The following is a 20,201-nucleotide window of genomic DNA, read 5'->3' on the forward strand; positions in this document are numbered from 1 at the left end:
ATGGCGCGCAGATAGATAAACCTGCACGAGGCGGTGCACGCATGATCAGCGATTTCTATCGATTGCGCGGGTCACTTTCGATTATCTCCCCTCAGATCGTCGCACCTATACTCACTTTCAACTAGCATGGAACGGGTGCCTGCGGCGTGGCAGATGACCGGTTCATACCTCCCCGATGCGCAACGCGCCGCGCATGTACGTGACATTCAAACAGCGAGTCAGGAGAAACAGGCATGAGCAGAGCACCCGCAGCGGTCATGGCGTACGCCCAGCCGAAGACATCGGTTCGCTGGAAGATTTTTCTCATCATGTTGCTGCTCGTCACGGTCAACTACATCGATCGTGCATCCCTGTCCGTCGCGATGCCGATGATCGCCAGCGAGTTCACGCTGACGCCGGTCATGCAAGGCCTCATCATGAGTTCGTTCTTCTGGTCGTACACGCTGATGCAGATTCCGGGCGGCATGGCAGTCGACCGCTTCAAGCCGCGGCTGGTGCCCGCGCTGTGCACTTTGCTCTGGGGTGCCTTCCAGGGTCTTGGCGCGTTGACGACCAATGCGATGTCCTTGCTCGCGACGAGGCTCGGACTCGGTGTGGCAGAAGCGCCCGTGGCCTCGGCGGGCGGTGCGCTCAATGCGATGTGGCTCACGCAGCATGAGCGGGTCCGCGGCGCCTCGCTGATGGACGGCGGCTCGCCGCTCGGTGCAGCGCTCGGATCAGTACTGATCACCTGGCTGATCGTAGTGGCGCACTCATGGCGCACAGCGTTCGCGATCGCCGGCGTCGGCACGGTTCTATGCGGCATCGGCGCGTGGTACTACATCAGGAATCAACCGCGCGATCACGCCGGGGTCAACGAAGCCGAAGCGGAACATATCGAACAGGCCCGGCGCAAGGAGGATGAAAAGGAAGCGAAAAACCTGTCAGGCAACTCGCTCGATTTCTTCAGGTATCGCTCAGTGTTGCTGATGTTCGTCGGCTTCATGTGTTGCACGACGCTTTACTACGGCCTGTTGACATGGATGCCCACCTATCTGCAGAAAGTGCAGGGCTTCAACATTCAACAGATGGGCGGCGCCAGCTTCGTGATCTTCTTCTGCGGCTTCATCGGCGAACTCTCCGGTGCCTACGTCGCCGACAAGTGGCTCGCGAGCGGTGCCGCGCCGAACCGCGTCATGCGTACGATCTTCGGTATCGCCGGCGTGGTTGCCACGATTGCGGTGTTTTCAGTGGCACACGCGACGAGCCCCACGATGGTCGTGATCCTGCTGTCCATCACGCTCTTCTTTTTGCGCTGGGGTGGTCTGTACTGGTCGATCCCCGCGATGCTCGCCTCGCGCAACAAGGTGGGCATGCTCGGCGGTCTGCTCAACTTCGGCGGGAATATCGGCGGCATGGTGATCCCCATCGCGATCGGCGCGATCGTTCAATTCACGGGCTCCTATTTCCTCGCGCTGATGTGTTTCGCCGCAATGGGCGTCGGCCTGCTGCTCTGTTCGATCGGAATCGATTATGAAACGAAGATTCCGGTCTAAGCCATCGCCGCGCCTCGCATGAACAACGTTGCTACTGAGATTGGAAAATGGGAATAGCAAAAGTCGAAGACATCATTGGCCAAACCGTCCGGCGCGACATTGGCCGCATGAAACGGTTCGTTGAAGGTCAACTGGAAGCAGCCGCGCGCTCGATCATGAGCACGCCGAACGCCCACGTCGGTATCGTGACTGGCTTCTTCATACGCAATGCCGTCCCGCCCTCGCCGGAGACGGACGGACTGGGCGGCATGGCCCACCTGGCCGCCGCACTTTCGAACCTCGGCATACCGGTGACGGTAATCTCGGATGCGCCATGCTGCAAGGCGGTCTGGGCTGTTACAACGGAATTGCCGAAAGACGTGGCCTTCGAGATCACCTCGGTAAGCGCCGCATCGGTCAAGTCGCTGAGAGTCCGGCTAAGCGAGGCTGAACGTCCGATCACGCATATGATCGCGATCGAGCGGGTGTCGCCCGCGAGCGACGGCAAGCCGCACCGCGAGTACGGCGCGGACATGTCCGACGATACCGCTCCGCTGCATCTCCTGTTCGAGGATCCCGAGTGGCCGCGTCCGTGGGTCACGATCGGCATCGGCGACGGCGGCAATGAAATCGGCATGGGCGTGCTGCCCGAAGAAATCGTCCACGACGACATTCCCAACGGCCCGTTGATCAGCGCAGCCATTCCCGCCGACTACCTGATCGTTTCCAGCGTCTCGAACTGGGGCGGCTGGGGACTGGTATCCGCGATGGCGATGGTCGCGCCGCGAGATGCGGCGGCGCGGCTACTCACCGATTTCACGCCGGAGCGCGACCGGGCGTATCTCGCCGCGGCCGTCGACATCGGTCAGGCGGTTGACGATAGCCGTATCGACCGCCCTGCTACGCCGAAGATGAGCGTCGACCGGCTGTCGTGGGAACAGCATGCACAAGTGCTGAGTCAGCTCAGAGCTCACGTTGACGGATATCTCGCAGCGCCGTCGCGCTCGTGAGCGCAACGCCCTTTTTCTCTCTTAACGCACCAACCATGTCCGACCTTTCGAGTACCGCTCTCAGACGTGCGCCGTCATGGGCCGCCAGCTTGCCAGAAGAATTGCAGACACCGTGTTTCATCGTATCCGAGCGCGGCATCGTCGATAACCTGTATGCGACCGCCCGTGCGTGTGGAGGGGTGGAACGCCTCATGCCGCATGTGAAGACGCATCGCGCAGGGTGGGTCGTCAAGAGACTGGTTCGCGAGGGCGTAACCGCATTCAAGACCGCTACCGTAGCCGAAGTGGCGATGGCGCTCGGGGCCGGCGCGAAACACGTCGTCTGGGCGTATCCGACTGTGAACGCTGCTCATATCCGTACCGTGCTCGCGCTGGCGCACGTTCATCCGGACGCACGGGTCGAGGCGCTCGTCGACTCGGCGGCAGGCGTAGCCGCGTGGCGACTCGCGACGAATGGTGCGCAGCTGCCCAATCTCTCGCTGCTTATCGATCTGGATGCCGGCATGGGCAGAACTGGAGCGCCAATAGCAACGGCGACGCTGCAACTGGCCCGCGAGCTGGCCACGATCGGCCGCTTTGGAGGATGGCATGCCTACGACGGCCACATCCATGATCTCGACCATGCCACACGCCGCACGCGGGTGGCCGCCATCGTGGAGAAAGTGGCGGCGCTGACGCGCGCCGCCGAGGCAGAAGGATTGTCGAGAAGGCTCATCGCCGGGGGCAGCTATACGTTCGATCTGTGGCCGCGCACACTCGCCGATTTCGTGTCCCCCGGCAGTTGGGCCTATTCGAGCGCTCAACACGACCTGGAGTTGTCTGCGCTCGGCTGGACGCCGAGCGCCTATGTGCTGGCCACGGTGATTTCACGCAATAGCACGACCGCCACGCTCGATGCGGGCTCGAAGGCTATCTCGCCGGACAAGCCGCTGGCCGAGCGCTTTCGCTGGGACGGCAGGATCGTCATGATGAGCGAAGAGCACGTCGTGGTCGAAAACACCGATCTGGCAGTCGGCGACCGGGTGATGCTATTGCCGCGCCACGCTTGCACGACTGCTTATCTCTACCCCAGCGCAATGGTGCTCACCGCGGAAGGGTCGTGGGAAGTGCGTGAGCAACTCGGGAACCGTCGATAGGCCTTGAGGCCCGCAACGGACAGGCGTCGATTGAAGCGACGCGACGCGACGCAGCCACGCACGTCATACGGCAAGTCGGCAAAACACCAGATCACGGCGAAGGGAAAAACATGAACGACAGCGGCACGTCCCGCGCATTGCGTAGCGTCAATCCAACTGACTTCAAACCAGGCGGGCACTATTCTTCCGCGATGATCGCCGGCGACTTCGTCTTCCTGTCCGGCCAAACGCCGCGCGACGCCGACCGGAAACTGATCGGCGACTCGATCGAAGAGCAGACCCGTGCAACGCTTGCCAATGTCGAGCGGGTGCTGGCGGCCGCCGGCGCGAGGCTGGAGGATGTCGTCAAGGTCACGGTCTATCTGACCGACTTGACGCTCTTCAGCCGCTTCAACGCGCTCTACGCGAACTGGTTTGCCCAGCACAAGCCGGCGCGAACGACCGTGGAAGCCGGTCTGCAAGGCGTGCTCGTAGAGATCGACGTAGTTGCCTACATCGGCAAGCGCTGAACCAGGCGGCGCGGCGCACGCACGCTAAAAGCCGTAAAGCCTCGCGGGATTCTCAACGAGGATTCGATACCGCGTCGATTCATCGGGTATCCACAGCGCCAGGTCATCCAGCAAATGGGCAGCGTCCGGCTTGTTGTCGGCCGCTTGCGTCGGATGAGGCCAGTCCGATCCCCACAGCATCCTGTCCGCGGCAAGTTGGGTAAACCTGAGCGCGACCCCGCCGGCATCGGCGTAGACCGGCGCTCCGCTTTGCGACACGAGATAGGGTCCGCTCAATTTGACCCAGGTACGGCCGTTGGCCAGCAGCGCCTCGACCATCCGGAACGCGGCATGCTCCGCGGCGTCCGGTTGCGGGATCTGCCCCATATGATCAATCACGAGCGGCGACGACAGACTCGCAAGCAACTGCCGATGCGCGAGTAGCTGCGCGGCAGTGGCATTGACCTGAATGTGCCAGCCGAGCGGTTCGATCCGCTTCGAGAGCGGCGCCATCATCGATACTGTGACGCCGACCAGGTACTCGAGGTTAAAGCGCAGCCCGCGTACGCCCGCATCGTGAAGACCGGCCAGCTCACCATCCGTCACGGTGACGGGCACAGTCGCGATACCGCGCGCGGTCTGTCCGAACTGCGACAGGGCATCGAGCAGGCAACGGTTGTCGGTTCCATACGTCGACGGTTGAACGACGACATGTCGCTCGACACCCAGCCGCCGCTGCAGCGCGCGATAGTCGGCGACCGTCGCGTCGGGCGGCTGCAATTGCGCGGACGGATCGACTGGATAGCGCGCATCGTAGATGTGGTGATGAGTATCGGTCGCCTTCGGTGGAACCGGAAAGCGCGGCTGCCCGGCAGCGCCGGATCGCACACTGGATTCAGGTCGGTTGTGCATGTTCAAGTGCCCATTCGGCGACATCGCGATGTGTCGCGAACCACACTCCCGGCAACGACTGCGCATGCCGGATGATTTCTTCCAGAATCCATATTCTCGACCGGTAACCGGTGACGTGCGGATGCATCGTCAACTGGAAGACGCCACCCTCCGCATAGGCCGCATCGAACTCGCGGCGAAAGATATCGTAGACGTCGGCCGGCGACGTGTAAGGCCGCACCGCCTCGAAGCGATTCATGATCAGATATGCGCCGTCGTCGCGAATCCACTCGACGGGCAGTTCGACGAGACCGCTCGGCACGCCGGCCTCGAGCAACTCATAGCAGTCGACGTCGGCCATCAGCGACGAATCGTAGCGCAACCCCATCTCGCGCGCGATGGAAAGCGTATGCGGGCTGAAATCCCATGACGGCGTACGCATGCCTACCGGACGCTGCCCGGTGATGGTCTCGAGCGTGTCCGCCGAGCGTAGCAACAGATCGCGTTCCGCCTCGTGCGGGAGCACCGAGTTCAGTTCATGAATCCAGCCGTGCAGGCCGATTTCGTGGCCGTCGCCGATGATGCTGCGCGCCTCTTCCGGATGCAAAAGCGCCGTGACCGCGGGTACGAAGAACGAGGCCGGCACGGCATATTTGCGCAGCACGTCGAGAATGCGCGGCATGCCCGCCCGGCTACCGTACTGCCCCCAACTGAGCCGGCCGATCGACTTTCCGCCCTCGCGCAATTCACTGGTTTCGTGGTCGCAATCGAATGAGAGCGCTACCGCGCAACGCGCTCCCGCAGGCCAGCCATTGGGGCGAAGCGCACGTCCCGCGCGTACCTGGTCGACCAACTTTCGCCAATGGGATTCAGGCCATTGCCAAGGCTGGCTATACGAGTCATCTGGGTTCATCAAAGCGTCCTTACTGACGGTTGTTAATTGAAGACCGGAAAGCGCTCAGGTCATGCGAATCAAGTGGCAAGTCACCCGCAGCGGGTGGTGGTCGGGCGGATGCGGTGCCCGCCACCATGTCCAGATCCGCTTCGGGTAGCGCGGGCCTCATACAGGCAACTTCTTCTCGTAATCGATGCCGAGCGAGCAAAGCAGCAAGCCGACGCCGGTCGCCGCAAAAAACATCATGGCGAGAAAATACGAACCGGTCGTCTGGACAATCCCGCCGACCAGAATCGGCGCGCCAATGCCGCCGATCGCCGCTCCCAGGTTCAGAAAGCCACCTAATGTGCCGACCTTGTTGCGCGTGGCAAGCAAAGGTGGAATGCACCAGTACAGGTTGCCCCAGCGCAAAAAGAAAACCGTGCATGAGAGCAGCACGACGACCAGCGTCGCGCTGGACAAGTAAGCTACTGAAAACACCGAGACAGTGGCAATCACGCCAGCCGCGCCGAAAATCGTACGCAACACCGTGTTCGGCCTGCCGCCCGCCGCCAGCCACTTATCGGCAAGCCACGCGCCGACGAGTTCGCCGGCGAAGCCGGAAAAGTAAATGATGAAGCTCGACCCACCCATTTGACGGATATCGAGGCCGTGCTCCTTGATCAGATAGCTCGGCATCCACGTGAGCAATCCGTTGAACAACGTGTTGCAACACATGAAGCCGAAGAACATGAACAGAAAGGAGCGGTACTTCAGAAAGTCGATTGCACGTCCGGATGCGTTGGCCGGCTCGCGCTCCAGTTCTTCCTCGTGCGAACGCTCGATGAACGACGCTTCGTCTTCGTTGACCGCCGGATGCTCGCGCGGGTGATTGCGGATATAGACCCAGGCCAGGGCGCCGGCCAGCGTCGTGGCGACACCCGCAACCAGAAACGCGAGGCGCCACGAGCCCAATAGCGCGATCAACGCCGAGATCAGCAGCGATCCCACCGCGGCGCCTAGCGGCGCGCCGCCGTCCATCAGCGACGCGCCCCTTGTGCGTTCGTTGCGCGTCAACCAGAGCGCATTGAGCTTACCGCCGGCGGGTGCGATCGACGCCTCGGCGAACCCGAGACCGAGGCGCATTAGCAGCAATGAAACGGCATTCGTGCAGAATCCCGCGCCGGCCTGGAAGCCTCCCCAGACGAGCGTCGCCACCGTGATCACGATGCGCGGCTTGAAGCGGTCGACCAGCAGGCCCGCCGGAATCTGCATGACCGTATACGACCAGAAGAACGAACTCAGAATCAAGCCTTGCACCATCGGCGAGAGCGAGAACTCCTTCGAGATCAGGGGCATCGCGACCGACAGCGAAGCGCGGTCCACGTAGTTGATCGTGATCAGGACGAGCAGGAACCAGAAGATCCTCCATCGAACCGATGATTTACGGCCCTGCGCCAGCGCTGCCATTCTCGTGTTCATGTTCACTTCCCCGCTTCAGTAGTGGTTACCGCTCGAGCCGCGCTGTCAAAATCTCACGCGCAGGGCCGCACGCGCGACCCATTGCGTCGTCGTGCTCGATTCCGATCCCGGGAAACCCTGATAGATATCCGCGTTTGCTCCGCCAGCAGCCTTCTGATATGCCGCGTTCAGGTAGACGTCGGTGCGTTTGGAGAGGGCGTAGTCCGCCAGCAGGTTGACCTGGTTGTACTTGGGTCTCGCGTCGTTGAAGTCCACCTTGCCTTCCGTGAAGGTATAGCCGGCGCCCAGCGTCGTCGCCGGCGTCACGTGGTATTGCCCCCATATCTCATAGTTGCTGAAGGTGACCGTGTTACCTGCCACGCCGCTCGCGTCCTCGAACCTGGTGTTGGTGTACGCCAGGGTGACGCGCGCCGGCCCGATCGTGTATGCGCCGCCCACGCCGATGTTCTGCATGTTGCCCGGATTGCCGACATAGCCGAATGCGCCTTCGCCGTTCGACACGCCCGGTATGGCGTTCGGCTTGAAACCACCATCCGTAAACTGTTGCGCGGGGCTGGTGGCGTAAAAGTATGCGGCGCCAAGGTACAGCGGACCATTGCGATAGTTCGCGCCGGCGGCGATCGTGCTCTTCTGGCGGAAGTCGCCGGCGACACCGCCGAAGGCGTACATCGCTTCGGCCGTCAGGCCTGCCCAGGTCGGCGTGACATACTTGACCGAGTTGTTTACGCGAAAGGCATTGTCCGTGTTGTCGATATCGCTCGGGTGCGAGAACAGGCCACCCCATTGCCCATTGGAAGTGGTCTGCCCGATCATGTCGACAATCGGGTCATACTGGCGGCCGAATGTCAGCGTACCCCAGCGTTGGTTCGTCAGGCCGACGTAGGCTTGACGGCCGAATTCCAGACCACCCTGCCCGAGCGTGCCCGTGGAAACGTTGAAACCGTTTTCCAGCTGGAAGATCGCATTCGTGCCGCCGCCGAGATCCTCGCTGCCTTTCAAACCCCATCTGCTGCCGCCCTCGACGCCGCTTTGCAGGGCCCATTGACTATGGCCGGCGGAGTTGCTGACGTAGGTCAGGCCCTCATCGATCATCCCGTACAACGTGACGCTGCTTTGCGCAAACGCTGGAATAGCGAACGCGTTCGAGAGTGCGAGAGCGAGCAGTGACTTCCTTATCATAAGGATTCCCAATTCATCGTCAGAGGATTCATATGCCGATCTTGTGATAAACCGCGCACCACTTCGTATCTCGAGACCGGGGAATGTTAGATTGCGCGCGGGGCAATCGGAGCCTGCGGACTGTCTTGCTGCAAAGTGACCAACGACGCACCACGCTTCGGTGTCAATAGAGAGGCAACCAAAGAGTGCACCGAGTATACGAATGCAATTTTTCCGGGAGATAATCAAAGTTAGCGAGACCATCTGATAGAAACCTTCGATCATGCGTATTACTCTTCAGCAAATTGAAACCTTTTACTGGGTGGCGCGGTTAGGAGGGTTTCATGCGGCGGCGCGTCATCAACATCTCACGCAGCCGACCATTTCGGCGCGTATCCAGGAGTTCGAAGAACATCTCGGCGTGCAGCTCTTCACGCGCAGCCGGACGCGCTCCGAACTCACGCTCGCAGGCCGCGATGCGCTCGCCAATGCGGAACAGGTGCTGAAGCTCGCCGAGAAACTCGAACAGATCGCGAAGCGTACCGACCCCATGTACGGGCTTCTGCGGCTCGGCGCGATCGAGTCCATCGCCCACGCCGGGCTTGCGGATCTATTGACGCAACTCAAGACGCGCTATCCGCACATGAAGATCGAACTCACGATCGATGTGGGCGTCGCGCTCGGACGCAAGCTGGGTGCGCACGAACTTGACATAGCGATACTGAATGATTCCACCGATGCGCCCCACGTGGTCGAGACCGCCATCGGCTACACCGATCTGCACTGGGTGGCATCGCCGCAACTCGTGCCCAACAACAACATCGCGCCTCACGATCTTGCGTCGGTGCCGATCATCACCGTCTCGCAACCGTCATCGAACCATTCGCTGGTGATGAACTGGTTTCGCAGCGCAGGCTGCAATCCGGACAACATCAGCTCATGCAATTCCCTGTCGATGATGTCGCGGCTCGTCGCGGCCGGACATGCGGCAGCCGTGTTGTCGCCCGCGATAATGCGCGCGGAGATCGATTCCGGGGTGATTCACGTGTTGAACACTGAACGGCCAATCACTCAGCAAGGGTTCTTTGTCGCCTATCAGGAAGAGTGTCTTAGCGGCGCGGATACCATCGTGGAGCTGGCCAAAGAGGTGCTCACGCGCAGTCGCGTGCTTATTCCGGGGTAGTCGGCGAGCGCGGGTGGATTATTGCGCGCCGTACAGCGCGAGACCGGCGTACGGCGTGTTCATCAGGACAGGGAGCGGTCGAACTCTGGAAGACGTCGGCCGGTTTCCGCGTCGAACAGGTGTATGGCGTGCGGTAGCGGAGCGATGCACAGGCGCTCTCCCGGTCGCGCGAGAACGCGTTCGCGAAACTCGCAGATGATCTCGTCGCTGCCGTAACGGACATTGACCTGAGTGGCCGAGCCGGTCGTCTCGACGACCACGACTTCGGTCGGCGTGCCATCCTCTGTGGTGACGAAATGCTCGGGACGAATTCCGAGGATCACCGGTCTTGAACGGTCCGCCGTGAGTTGGCGGCCGAGGCGAACCGTCAAGCCACTACTATCAGAACGGAACACGGTTTCCTTGTCGCCATCGACAAGCGCGCCCCGCAAGAAATTCATGGCCGGCGAGCCGATGAACCCTGCCACAAACACGTTGCGCGGCTGATCGTAGACTTCGAGCGGCGCACCCACCTGTTCGACGACACCGTCGCGCATCACCACGATCCTGTCGGCCAGCGTCATCGCCTCGACCTGGTCGTGAGTGACGTAGACGGTCGTCGTCCGCAAGCGTTGATGAAGCTGCTTGATCTCGGTGCGCATGGCAACGCGCAGTTTGGCATCGAGGTTCGACAGCGGCTCGTCGAACAGGAAGACTTGCGGATCGCGCACGATCGCCCGCCCCATCGCGACGCGCTGGCGTTGCCCGCCCGAGAGTTGGCGAGGATAGCGTTCGAGGAGCGGACCGAGGGCGAGAATCTCAGCGGCACGGCCGACGCGCTGCTCGATTTCAGCCTTCGGCACGTTGCTGATCTTCAGCGAGAATCCCATGTTCTGCCCAACCGTCATGTGCGGGTAAAGCGCGTAGTTCTGAAACACCATCGCCATGTCGCGGTTCTTGGGCGACACGTCGTTCATGACCTGCCCCGCCACGCGGATCTGTCCCGACGTGATGTCCTCGAGGCCCGCGATCATTCGCAGCAATGTCGACTTGCCGCAGCCGGAAGGACCCACGAGCACCGCGAATTCTCCATCCGGGATATCCACGCTGATATCTTGAATGACGGAGTGAGAGCCGTAGGACTTTTTAACGTTGTGGATGCTGAGGTTTGCCAAAGCGGTGACTCCGGGAATGGATAGTTGAATGGCGGGACGCTCGCCTCAAGGCATCAGCAGACCGCCATTGACCTCGACGACCTGACCGGTCACATAGCCGCTCAACTGATCCGAGCACAGGTAAAGGAAGGTTCCGACGCAGTCCTCCGGATCACCGATGCGCGCCATCGGGATCTGCGTGGTGGTGGCCTTCAGTTGTTCGGGCGAGGTGACGCGATCCTGCAAATCGGTCTTGATCACCCCGGGCGAGACGACATTCACCCTGATGCCTTCGGGCGCGAGTTCCTTTGCGATCGATCGCGAAAATGTCGACATGAAGGCCTTCGCGCCGGCATAGACCGCGGAGCCCGCGCCGCCGCCAGTGCGTGCCGCGACGGAACTGACGTTGATGATGTTGCCGCCGCTTTCCTGACTGCGAAACTGGCGCACGGCCGCGCGGCATGCGGCGAACACAGGCCGCACGTTGATCGACATATGACGCTCGAAGAGTTCGTCGGGAAACTCTGCAATGCCGACGCGCGAGATCTGGTCGCCGGCATTGTTGATCAACACGTCCAGCCGCCCGAAGATCTCGACCGTTTCCCGAATCAGCCGCTCGGCGGTACCGTGTAGCGCGATGTCGCCCTCAACGAGGCGGGCAATGCCGCCATGCTGCTCGATGTCGGCGGCCACGGCCTCGGCTTGCGCGCGCCCGCTGCGGTAATGAACCATCACTTTCGCACCACGGGCGCCGAGGCCGCGTGCCACCGCCGCGCCAATCCCGCGACTCGCACCGGTCACCAGGCAGACCTTGTCCGCGATTTCATTCAGAATCATCTACGTTCTCCGTGGTTCAGGCTAAGGTCCGGCCAGCGACCGGCTGATCGACGCGCGCGGCGAGCAGGAAAGGCAGCGCAACGTCATGAAATGCGTCCGGCTGCTCGAGTTGCGGCGTGTGGCCTGCGTCCTCGATGACGGCCAACGCGGCGCCCGCAATCCTTGCGCGCATCTCTGCTCCATGCTCGGGCGTGCGCGCGCGGTCGTGCCGACCCTGGATGATCAGCGTCGGAACCCGGATGGAGGCGAGTTGGTCGAGCGTGTTATTCAATGCATTGGAACGTGCCGCATCGACGGCGGCGGCTTGGGCCGCGCTCAGCGCGATGCTGCGGAACCTCGCCAAATCAGGAGCCGATGGCGGGCGCAGAAAGAACCCGTTCACGATCGGCTCGACCGCGGCTTCGTCCCAGGGTGCGGCCGCCATTGCGTCGGCCTTCGCTAGCGCCGCGGCGGGGTCTGCGGCCATCGCGCCGGTCGCGACGAGCAGCAGACGCGCGACGCGCTCCGGGTAGCGCAAGACGAACTGCTGCGCGACGACGCCTCCCATCGATCCGCCGATCAACGTGATGCGCGACAGGCCGCGTGCATCGAGCAAACGCGCGACTGAGTCCGCCAGCGCGGCCATCGAGTACGGACCGCGTTCCCCCGCCGACGCGCCGAAGCCCGGCAGATCGGGCGCGAGGCAGGCGATGCCGGCGGCGGCGAGCCGGTCTGCAGTCGGCTCCCAGTAGGCCGACGACTGACAGAACCCGTGCAGGAGAACCGCAGTGGGACTGGCGCCGTCGCGCTCAAGCGTGAAATTGGTCATTAACTCGCCTCCTTCTTCAGTTGTTGCGCTTTTTGCGCCGACGCGGTCAATGCCGCGATCGGCGTGATCTGCCGCATCAACACAGCCTGAATCTGCTGCTGCGTAAAGCGGTCCCATTCGGTGTACCAGGTCGTGGCGATGTTTTCGCGCGTGCGGGCATTCGACATTTGCTGCTGGATGATCGCCGGCTCGTAGCCCAGCTGTTTCTGCGAGGCCGCGATCTGCGGATCACTGTCGAGCGGCTTGAACGGATACCCGACGCCGTACTTGAGATACCACGTCTGGGCGGATGAGAACTGACCCCTGGCGTCCTTGCCGCCAAGGAAATACATCAGACGCCAGGCCGCGTCGCGCGCTTTGGTCTGCGAGCTCATGCCATACAGGCGCGCCCATCCCATCGGTCCTTTGCCGACATCCTTCACGCCTGGAAAACGCGTCATGCGGATGTTGCCGGCGCGCTTGCTGTATTGCGGATTGTTGGAGCGAGGAAAAACGTTTCCGACATTGGACGTGAAAATGCCCTGGCCACTCAGGAAGGCGTCGCGCACCTGGGTGTCGTCGAGTTCGAGGCCACGCGGGTCGAGGATCTGCCAGCTATGCATTGCATCGACCATCCATTGCAGCACCGTCAGCGCGGTCTTGTCTTCATTGGGAAACACCGGGTCCATCGCGGGATTGAACAGATGGCCGCCGGATGCGAGCACCATGGACCAGAATTCGCTCAGCCCGTCCACGTTCGTTTTATAGCCCTTCAGGATCGGGTACTGGGCGAGGCCTGCTTTCTTGACCTCCAGGGCCGCGTTCTTGAGCTGATCGAGCGTGACCGGCGCCGCTTTGACGCCCGCCTTGTCGAGCGCGGCGCGATCGTAGATATAGACGTAGATATCGCCATAGTAGGGCGTGCCGTATTGTTTGCCCTTGTAGAAGAGCGCCTGACGGTCGAAAGGAAAGATGTCGCGATTCAATTCGTCGAGCTTCGGCAAGCCATCGATCGGCTGCAGCCAGCCCGCGTCGACCCATGCGCCCAGATCCGTGTCGCGTACGTAGAACGTATCCGGCTGGGAGCCGGCATTGAACAGGGCGATCATCTTCTCGCTGTACAACTGCATGTCGAGCGGCGAGTAGTTCACCTTGATGTCCGGATTCTCGGCCATGAACTGCCGCAGGCGCTGTTCGACCACCTGCGGCTCAAAGGCCCAGCCCGCGAATCGCACCGAGACATCGGCGGCGCGCGCCGGGGACATCAGCCCGAGGCCGCCGAGCGCCGCGCCCGTGCCAGCGAGCGCGGACATCGTCAGAAACCGGCGGCGGGACAACGCATGATAGGAATCTTCACTGGACGACATGGTGGTCCTCCTTGAGGCCATGAGATTGCATTGAATGGATTGCCATAGTCAGTCCTTCACCGCACCGCTTGTCAGTCCCTGGACGATCAGCCGCTGGAACACGAATGCCAGCGCCAGAGGCGGAATGATGGCCAGAACGCCGCCGGTCGCCATCAGCGTGCGCTGGGTCGTCACGTCGGTGGCGAAGCCCGCGACGACTACCGGCAGGGTCTTCGACGCCGTCGTGCTCGTCAGGATCACGGCGAACAGGTAGTCGTTCCACGCGGTCATGAAGGCAAACATGGCCGAAGAGACGAGTCCGGGCATGGCGACGGGCAGCAGCACCTTGACGAGCATCTGAAACCAGCTGCACCCGTCCATCAGCGCGGCTTCTTCGAGCGAGCGCGGGATAGTCTGAAAGTAGTTCTTCAGCAGCCAGATCGTGAACGGCAGCGTGAAGGTCACATACGTGATGACCAGCGCGGACAGGTGGTCCAGCATGCCGAGATTCTTGAGCGTCAGATAAAGCGGCACGATCAGCGCGATACCCGGGACCATGCGCGAGCCGAGATAAACACCAAGCAGCGCGCCCTGGCCGCGAAAACGCAGACGAGCGAGGCTGTAGCCGGCGAGCGTGCCGAGCACCAGGTTGACCGCGGCCGTACCGAGCGCGGCCATCAGCGAGTTCAGCATGCCCGGAAGCATTTCCTCGGCAGCACGGCCGCCGACGATCGCACTCGTCCCCGATGGATGAAAGAACATCTCGTAGTGCTCGAGCGTCGGATGGCGGGGAATCCACTGCGTCGGCACTGTCAGCGCGTCCCGCTCATGCATGAAGCTCGTCAGCAGCAGCCAGCAGAACGGCGCGAGGATGTAGATCGCGACGGCAATCCCCGCCACGATCAGGAACACCGTGCGCCGCGATTGGCGGCCGGCGGGTGTGACCAACGAGTTGAGAAGAGCGCTCATGCTTCAAAGTCCCCACGTCCGTACAGCACTCGGAAATAGGCCAGGGCGAGCCCCAGCGTAATCAGGCTTACCAGCCAGGCGTAGGCATTCCCGTGGCCGAAATCGAGGTTGTCGAATGTGGTGAGGTAGGTCTGCCAGGTGAGCGTGGTGGTGGCCGTGCCGGGGCCGCCCGCTGTCAGCACATAAATGATGTCGAACGCCCGGAGCGCGGACATCGTCTGCAGGATCAATACGACGAGCAGCGACTGCGAAAGCCAGGGCAACGTGATGTACCGGAACAGCTGGAACCTGCTGGCGCCGTCCATGCCTGCCGCCTCGTAAAGCTCCGCGGGAATGCGCTGTAGCGCGGAGAGCAACAGGATCACCGCGAGCGGCAGGAGGCTCCAGACTTCCGAGAACACCAGCGCGAGCAAGGCCGAAGTGGGAGTCGACAGCCAGCCGCGATACTGGTCGATCAAGCCAAGGCTGACCAGCAGCCCGTTGAGCGCGCCCACCTTGGCGTCATAGATCCATTGCCACATCAGGCCATTCACCACGGGCGGAATGGCCCACGGTAGCAGGACCAGCGTGCGCACCAGCGCGCGGCCGGGAAACTCGCGGTTGAGCAGCAGCGCAATCAGGATGCCGAACACCACCACCAGCAGGACCACCAGCACCGTGTACACGGCGGTGATCCGCAGGGCGGTCCAGAACTCGGACGACTGCAGTATGTCGCTGTAGTTCGACAGGCCGACGAACTTGAAAGCCCGCGGACGCTGGAGGTTGTACCGGTGCAGGCTGATCCACGCCGAGTAGGCTATCGGGAACGCGGAAAGCAGGACGATCGCTAGGAGCGCAGGTGTGTTGAGCAGCCAGGCGAACGCGCGGCGATCGTAGCCGATACGTTTGCTGCGAAAGCGCTGGTTGCCGGACGACAACGACAGTGACGGTCTCATGAGCGGGTCCCGAGACGCAGGAACCTGCCGGCCCGAATGCCGGTAGGACCTTGTGCGTGGTAAGTCATCGAACCGCTCACCATGACGCTGTCGATGCCGGCGGCCGGCGTGGTCGGCTGCGCGTAGGTGGCGCGGTCAATCACGAAATCCGGATCGAACACGACCAGATCCGCGTGCTTGCCAACCGCGATCTCGCCGCGATCCAGCAGATTGAAACGGTGTGCGGACAGGCTGGTCATGCGACGCACGGCTTCCTCCAGCGTGAACAAACCCAGTTCACGGGCGTAATGGCCTAACACGCGCGGAAAGGTCCCCCACAGCCGGGGGTGCGGATGACGATCGTGCGGCAGGCCGTCTGAGCCGATCATCGTCGCCTCGTATTGCAGGACGCGGCGCACGTCATCCTCACGCATCTGGAAGTAACTCGCGCCGCCCGGCTGTAGGCGCTCGCAAGCTTCTCTCTGGCTGCATTGCCACTCCTGCGCGATATCGGCCAGCGAGCGCCCGCTCATTTCAGGGTAAGGCTCCGACCACGTCACCATGATTTCGATGATGCCGTCCACCAGGTCCGGGCGCAGGATGGTCGAGCCGGCGACATACGGGTACGCGTCGAGCCCGATCGGCTGCGCGCGCCGCGCGGCGTCGATATGTGCGAGTGTTTCGACGGAGCGTCCCCAGTTGGCGGGCCCCGCGCACTTGTGATGTGAAATCACCACGGGCAGAGCGGCATCTCGCGCGGCCGTGAACGCTTCGTCCAGTGACGCGATCACATCCTCGGCTTCGTTGCGGATGTGCGCGGTATACACGCCACCCGCTTCGGCGGCGATACGCGCCAGCATGGTGACCTCGGCAACGTCTGCCGCCGCGTTGGTGTCGTAGAAAAGGCCCGTGCTGAGCCCCGTCGCGCCCGCGGCCATCGCTTCGCGCATCAGGTCCGCCATCTTCGCCTGCTCCGCGCGCGTCGCGGCGCGGTAAGGGTCGGCCATTGTCGCGACGCGCAATGTCGAGTGGCCGACGAGGGCCGCGACATTGACCGCTGGACGCGCAGCATCCACGGCTTGCGCGTAGGCCTGCATCGTCGGAAAGACGTGCTTGTCCGAGCCGCCCAGCAAGGTCAGCGGCGGCGGCACATTCGAGTGCACGAGCGGCGCGAGACTGATCCCGCAATTGCCTACCACAACGGTGGTCACGCCCTGGCTGATCTTGGAGAGCATCTGCGGCGCCGACAGCACGCATTCGTCGTCGTGGGTATGCACGTCGATAAAGCCGGGCGCGACGACGCGCCCCGACGCGTCGATGCGCGTCGCCCCGCGCAGTCCGAGGTCCGCGCCGATTTCACTGATGCGGCCGTTTTCGACGCGCACGTCAGCGCGAAAACGGGACGCTCCGCTGCCATCGATCACGACACCGCCCTGAAACAGCCAATGCGCGGAGCCGTGCGCCTCCCGTGTTGCGTTCATAGGTCCCGTTTCGCCAAGGCAAATGCTGCTGTGGATGAGATGTAAGTAAATTTCATTTTCAAGGCCCGGTATCGTCGCTATACGCCGCCAAAAAAGAACACCATCCGCTCCGCCGGCCGCCCGGCGCCTCAATGGACTGAGCACGAAACGCACTGTAACGTAGCCGTTTACGTCATTAAATCAATTTGTAGTCCTATTGAAATGGAACCTTCGTGTATCGATCAACCATCACCCCTCCCTGCGTGGAGACACCTCTTGATGTAACTAAATTTCAGAACCAAGCGTAAAGCTTTGGTCCTTTGATGTCAAAAAGAAAAAAAGTAAATTTTGAGTGGGTGCTAGCCGATCACGGCGGCCAACCGCGCGGCGCTATTCCGTCAGCGTAGACGGATCTAGTTGTCGCCGAGCGCGTCGCGCTCTGCTTCTGACCAGGCGCGCTGCAACGCCGGGTGGACGTCGCTATCGACACCCCTCTCGCGCAGCACGGATCGGACTCGCTTGAGCCGCTCGAGCGCCGTTGGTCCGAGCCGCAAGCCAACGCCGACCATCAGAACCTCGATGAGTATCTGGCCCGCGAGGTACGCCTCCGTGCCCACACGCGCAGCGGCGTCCTCGGGCACGATCATTCCGATCGGAATAGTGCACTGCTTCGCCAGCGGTGTGTCCGGCCGGGTAATGCCGATCACTGTCGCACCTTGTTCGCGCGCGAGCGCTACCGCTTCCAGCAAGGTCGGCATGCGTCCGACGTGTGAAATCGCGAGCACGACATCCCGGGGCGACAGCGCTGCTGCCGAGATGACCTGCATATGCGGATCGAAATAAGCGTTCGATGTGAGCCCCAGGCGCGCGAAGCGCGACTGGGCGTCGTTGGCGAGAAAAGTCGACACACTGCCCACGCTATAGCAGTCGATCCGGCTGGCCGCGGCGAGCTTTTCGATGGCGTGACCGATCGTGTCGGCATCGAGCTGGCTCTCAAGACCGGTCAGCACGGCGGCGGCTCCGTAGAGGATTTTGTGGACGAGGCTCGGTACGTCATCTTTGGCGTTGACCGCTCGATGAAGGTACGGCGTGCCTACCGCCAGGCTCTGCGCAAGCTGCAGCTTGAAGTCGCTCAAACCTTCGAAACCCACAGCGCGGCAGAATCGGACGACGGTCGGTGCGCTGACACCGGCGCGGTGCGCAATCTCCGCGACATTGGCTCGCACCGACCACTCCGGCTCAGCAAGTATCGCTTTTCCCACCTGTTGCTGCGCGTCAGGCAGGGAGTCTGAAATCGCCCGGACTCTCGCCAGAGTATCGGTCGTGGTGTGAGGTACTACTTGCAGGTTATCCATGCTTCAGTTCGCTGATTTTGTGCGCACGCTTGACTCCCGCACGCAGTTTTTCCCGGCAACGCTTTTGCACTAGCCAGTGTAAACAAATTTCACGAGCGCGCGCAGGAATAGTTCGGCGTCAGCTTCACGAGCGGCTGCAACGGCGAGTTGCGACGTTGGGAGAAACTGGATTACACGTTGTCGTGCATCGAACTTGCCAGCGCAGGTCGCTAAATGGGCATTCTTGCGGTTGGTGTCCGGCAAATCTGAGGCGCGCACTGCCGCCGAAGCAAATGCAGCCGCACTGGTTGCGTGCTGAGTCCGCGCATGCTGCGGAGTAGGCATGAGCCACGCAGTTGGTGTCGGAGTCAGTGAGAATCTGAGCCGTCTGTCCGGACCCACGAATCGCCGGCCCGTCATCGCTCAACGCGCCGCGTTGCGTGCTCGCCCGACTTTGCTTTTTTCCATGACGCGCCGCACCGCGCGCCGGCGATCTAGGTGTTGCGAGGACGCGCCGTCGTGCCGCGCACGATCAGGTCGGTTGGTACGATGTACTGCGAACTCACGGGCCGTCCTTCGATCCGTGCGAGCAGATACTCGGCGCTGCGCGCGCCGATTTCATCAGCGGCGAGCCGCATGGTCGTTAGCGGCGGCGACGTGAAGCTGGAAAATTCGATGTCGTTGATGCCCGCGATCGACAGGTCGCCCGGCACGTCGATACCCGACTCGCGCGCCTCGGCGAGCGCGCCGATTGCAAGCAGATCGGTGCCGCAAATTACGGCGGTCGGTCGCTCAGGGCCGTTCATCAACGCCTTCATCGCCATCTGCCCTTCAATGATCTTGTGCGGCATCTCGATCAGATGCTCGTGGCGCAACTGCAGTCCGCGCGACTGCAACGCCGCGCGCACGCCGATGATGCGATCAGCCGCACGATCGCTGTGCTGCGTCATTTGCGTAATCATGCCGAAGCGCGTGTGCCCAAGATCGAGCAGATAGTCGGCGAGGCGACGGCCGACCGCTACGTTGTCGAAGCCGACATACGGGTAGTCGTGATCGACTGTCCAGCCATTGACGAGCGGAATCTGTTCCTTTCTGATCAGTTCGTAGAGCGCAGGCGAGTGGCTGCGGCCCACGAGCATCAACCCGGCGATGCCGTCCGCGATAAGGGCACGGACCTGCTTCAGTTCGTCTTCCTGGTCGTAGTACGAGCATCCGAGCAGCAATGTATAGCCGGCTTCCCCGATGCGCTTTTGCAGCGCGAACACGCCGATCGCGAAGTTCTGGTTTTCCAGCGATGGGATCACCGCGCCGATCGTTTTCGAGCGCTGAGATGCCAGCGCACGCGCCGCGGCGTGCGGTGTGTAGCCGAGTTCCTGCGCGATGTCACGCACGCGGTTCTGCAGTTCAGCCGCTACCTTTGCGTTGCCGTTCAACACGCGCGAAACGGTCGCGGTCGATACCCCTGCCGCGCGCGCGACATCTATCACGGAAATCGCATTCGATTTACGACGCGGCGCTCTTTTCTTTGCCTCGTTGGTCAACTTGCACCCTGCCCGATGTCGAGGCGCACCATCGCGCCTTCCCTTTGCGGCATACTATAACGCGGCACCTTGAGAAATGGCCACCGCTGGGCTCGGGCCTTCGCCTGCCCGGTTCGTTCAGCGTTCGCGTCAGACAGACTGCGC

The 20,201-nt window shown here is 62.2% G+C and carries 18 protein-coding genes; 5 read left to right on the forward strand and 13 right to left on the reverse strand.

Translation table 11 applies throughout. From position 1 onward, the window contains the following. The first annotated feature begins 233 nt into the window (after positions 1-233). The 4 genes from PQR32_RS07210 (at position 234) to PQR32_RS07225 (ending at position 4,169) form a co-directional block, all read left to right on the forward strand. Positions 234-1,535 carry an MFS transporter gene (locus tag PQR32_RS07210; protein WP_408223666.1) on the forward strand — a complete coding sequence of 434 codons (1,302 nt, stop codon included), beginning with the start codon at positions 234-236 and terminating at the stop codon, positions 1,533-1,535. A 47-nt stretch (positions 1,536-1,582) separates the two neighbouring features. Next, complete coding sequence (locus PQR32_RS07215; RefSeq protein WP_408223669.1) at positions 1,583-2,524, forward strand: glutamate cyclase domain-containing protein; 942 nt, start codon at positions 1,583-1,585, stop codon at positions 2,522-2,524. Positions 2,525-2,559: 35 nt separating this feature from the next. Further along, positions 2,560-3,660 carry an alanine racemase gene (locus tag PQR32_RS07220; protein WP_408223672.1) on the forward strand — a complete coding sequence of 367 codons (1,101 nt, stop codon included), beginning with the start codon at positions 2,560-2,562 and terminating at the stop codon, positions 3,658-3,660. Positions 3,661-3,770: 110 nt separating this feature from the next. Then, positions 3,771-4,169, forward strand: coding sequence for a RidA family protein (locus PQR32_RS07225; protein WP_408223675.1), 399 nt, complete (start codon positions 3,771-3,773; stop codon positions 4,167-4,169). 24 nt (positions 4,170-4,193) lie between these two features. On the opposite strand, the gene PQR32_RS07230 is transcribed toward PQR32_RS07225, so the two are convergent. The 4 genes from PQR32_RS07230 to PQR32_RS07245 all read right to left on the reverse strand — a co-directional run bounded on the left by PQR32_RS07230 (position 4,194) and on the right by PQR32_RS07245 (position 8,571). After that, the gene (locus PQR32_RS07230) at positions 4,194-5,060 is read right to left on the reverse strand and encodes an amidohydrolase family protein (RefSeq protein ID WP_408223678.1); all 867 of its coding nucleotides are present in this window, start codon (positions 5,058-5,060) and stop codon (positions 4,194-4,196) included. Continuing rightward, positions 5,044-5,952 (reverse strand): polysaccharide deacetylase family protein, encoded by a 909-nt coding sequence (locus PQR32_RS07235; protein ID WP_408223681.1) that lies wholly within the window; start codon positions 5,950-5,952, stop codon positions 5,044-5,046. Before PQR32_RS07235 ends, PQR32_RS07230 begins: the two co-directional genes overlap by 17 nt. Before the next feature lie 147 nt (positions 5,953-6,099). Continuing rightward, positions 6,100-7,395, reverse strand: a complete 1,296-nt coding sequence (locus tag PQR32_RS07240) for an MFS transporter (RefSeq protein WP_408223684.1) — start codon at positions 7,393-7,395, stop codon at positions 6,100-6,102. A gap of 45 nt (positions 7,396-7,440) precedes the next feature. Next, a complete protein-coding gene (locus PQR32_RS07245) occupies positions 7,441-8,571 on the reverse strand; it encodes a porin (protein ID WP_494471415.1) in 1,131 nt (376 codons plus the stop codon). Positions 8,572-8,836: 265 nt separating this feature from the next. Here PQR32_RS07245 and PQR32_RS07250 point away from each other — a divergent pair, with 265 nt between their 5' ends. Continuing rightward, a complete protein-coding gene (locus tag PQR32_RS07250; RefSeq protein WP_408223690.1) occupies positions 8,837-9,736 on the forward strand; it encodes a LysR family transcriptional regulator in 900 nt (299 codons plus the stop codon). Positions 9,737-9,798: 62 nt separating this feature from the next. Here PQR32_RS07250 and PQR32_RS07255 read toward each other — a convergent pair whose 3' ends face one another. From PQR32_RS07255 to PQR32_RS07295, 9 genes are all read right to left on the reverse strand, one after another. After that, the gene (locus PQR32_RS07255) at positions 9,799-10,890 is read right to left on the reverse strand and encodes an ABC transporter ATP-binding protein (protein WP_408223693.1); all 1,092 of its coding nucleotides are present in this window, start codon (positions 10,888-10,890) and stop codon (positions 9,799-9,801) included. Between the two features lie 45 nt (positions 10,891-10,935). Next, complete coding sequence (locus PQR32_RS07260) at positions 10,936-11,700, reverse strand: SDR family NAD(P)-dependent oxidoreductase (protein WP_408224027.1); 765 nt, start codon at positions 11,698-11,700, stop codon at positions 10,936-10,938. Between the two features lie 22 nt (positions 11,701-11,722). Continuing rightward, entirely contained in the window at positions 11,723-12,514 is a 792-nt protein-coding gene (locus tag PQR32_RS07265; protein WP_408223696.1) for an alpha/beta fold hydrolase, read from the reverse strand. Next, on the reverse strand, positions 12,514-13,860 hold the full coding sequence (locus PQR32_RS07270) for an extracellular solute-binding protein (RefSeq protein WP_408223699.1): 1,347 nt from the start codon (positions 13,858-13,860) through the stop codon (positions 12,514-12,516). Before PQR32_RS07270 ends, PQR32_RS07265 begins: the two co-directional genes overlap by 1 nt. Positions 13,861-13,908: 48 nt before the next feature. Then, the gene (locus PQR32_RS07275; RefSeq protein ID WP_408223702.1) at positions 13,909-14,808 is read right to left on the reverse strand and encodes a carbohydrate ABC transporter permease; all 900 of its coding nucleotides are present in this window, start codon (positions 14,806-14,808) and stop codon (positions 13,909-13,911) included. Beyond that, complete coding sequence (locus PQR32_RS07280) at positions 14,805-15,743, reverse strand: carbohydrate ABC transporter permease (protein WP_408223705.1); 939 nt, start codon at positions 15,741-15,743, stop codon at positions 14,805-14,807. Before PQR32_RS07280 ends, PQR32_RS07275 begins: the two co-directional genes overlap by 4 nt. After that, positions 15,740-17,203 (reverse strand): N-acyl-D-amino-acid deacylase family protein, encoded by a 1,464-nt coding sequence (locus tag PQR32_RS07285; RefSeq protein ID WP_408223708.1) that lies wholly within the window; start codon positions 17,201-17,203, stop codon positions 15,740-15,742. The genes PQR32_RS07280 and PQR32_RS07285 overlap by 4 nt, the downstream gene beginning before the upstream one ends. A 392-nt stretch (positions 17,204-17,595) precedes the next feature. Then, on the reverse strand, positions 17,596-18,537 hold the full coding sequence (locus PQR32_RS07290) for a MurR/RpiR family transcriptional regulator (RefSeq protein WP_408223711.1): 942 nt from the start codon (positions 18,535-18,537) through the stop codon (positions 17,596-17,598). A gap of 473 nt (positions 18,538-19,010) precedes the next feature. After that, a complete protein-coding gene (locus PQR32_RS07295) occupies positions 19,011-20,003 on the reverse strand; it encodes a LacI family DNA-binding transcriptional regulator (protein WP_408223714.1) in 993 nt (330 codons plus the stop codon). Positions 20,004-20,201 lie beyond the last annotated feature (198 nt).

Source organism: Paraburkholderia dipogonis, from assembly GCF_046027395.1.
GTDB lineage: Bacteria > Pseudomonadota > Gammaproteobacteria > Burkholderiales > Burkholderiaceae > Paraburkholderia > Paraburkholderia dipogonis_A.

Bases quoted from the DNA above. Each gene is read 5' to 3' on its own strand.
- PQR32_RS07210 (WP_408223666.1), top strand. From the start codon at position 234: ATGAGCAGAGCACCCGCAGCGGTCATGGCGTACGCCCAGCCGAAGACA.
- PQR32_RS07215 (WP_408223669.1), top strand. From the start codon at position 1,583: ATGGGAATAGCAAAAGTCGAAGACATCATTGGCCAAACCGTCCGGCGC.
- PQR32_RS07220 (WP_408223672.1), top strand. From the start codon at position 2,560: ATGTCCGACCTTTCGAGTACCGCTCTCAGACGTGCGCCGTCATGGGCC.
- PQR32_RS07225 (WP_408223675.1), top strand. From the start codon at position 3,771: ATGAACGACAGCGGCACGTCCCGCGCATTGCGTAGCGTCAATCCAACT.
- PQR32_RS07230 (WP_408223678.1), bottom strand. From the start codon at position 5,060: ATGCACAACCGACCTGAATCCAGTGTGCGATCCGGCGCTGCCGGGCAG.
- PQR32_RS07235 (WP_408223681.1), bottom strand. From the start codon at position 5,952: ATGAACCCAGATGACTCGTATAGCCAGCCTTGGCAATGGCCTGAATCC.
- PQR32_RS07240 (WP_408223684.1), bottom strand. From the start codon at position 7,395: ATGAACACGAGAATGGCAGCGCTGGCGCAGGGCCGTAAATCATCGGTT.
- PQR32_RS07250 (WP_408223690.1), top strand. From the start codon at position 8,837: ATGCGTATTACTCTTCAGCAAATTGAAACCTTTTACTGGGTGGCGCGG.
- PQR32_RS07265 (WP_408223696.1), bottom strand. From the start codon at position 12,514: ATGACCAATTTCACGCTTGAGCGCGACGGCGCCAGTCCCACTGCGGTT.
- PQR32_RS07270 (WP_408223699.1), bottom strand. From the start codon at position 13,860: ATGTCGTCCAGTGAAGATTCCTATCATGCGTTGTCCCGCCGCCGGTTT.
- PQR32_RS07275 (WP_408223702.1), bottom strand. From the start codon at position 14,808: ATGAGCGCTCTTCTCAACTCGTTGGTCACACCCGCCGGCCGCCAATCG.
- PQR32_RS07280 (WP_408223705.1), bottom strand. From the start codon at position 15,743: ATGAGACCGTCACTGTCGTTGTCGTCCGGCAACCAGCGCTTTCGCAGC.
- PQR32_RS07285 (WP_408223708.1), bottom strand. From the start codon at position 17,203: ATGAACGCAACACGGGAGGCGCACGGCTCCGCGCATTGGCTGTTTCAG.
- PQR32_RS07290 (WP_408223711.1), bottom strand. From the start codon at position 18,537: ATGGATAACCTGCAAGTAGTACCTCACACCACGACCGATACTCTGGCG.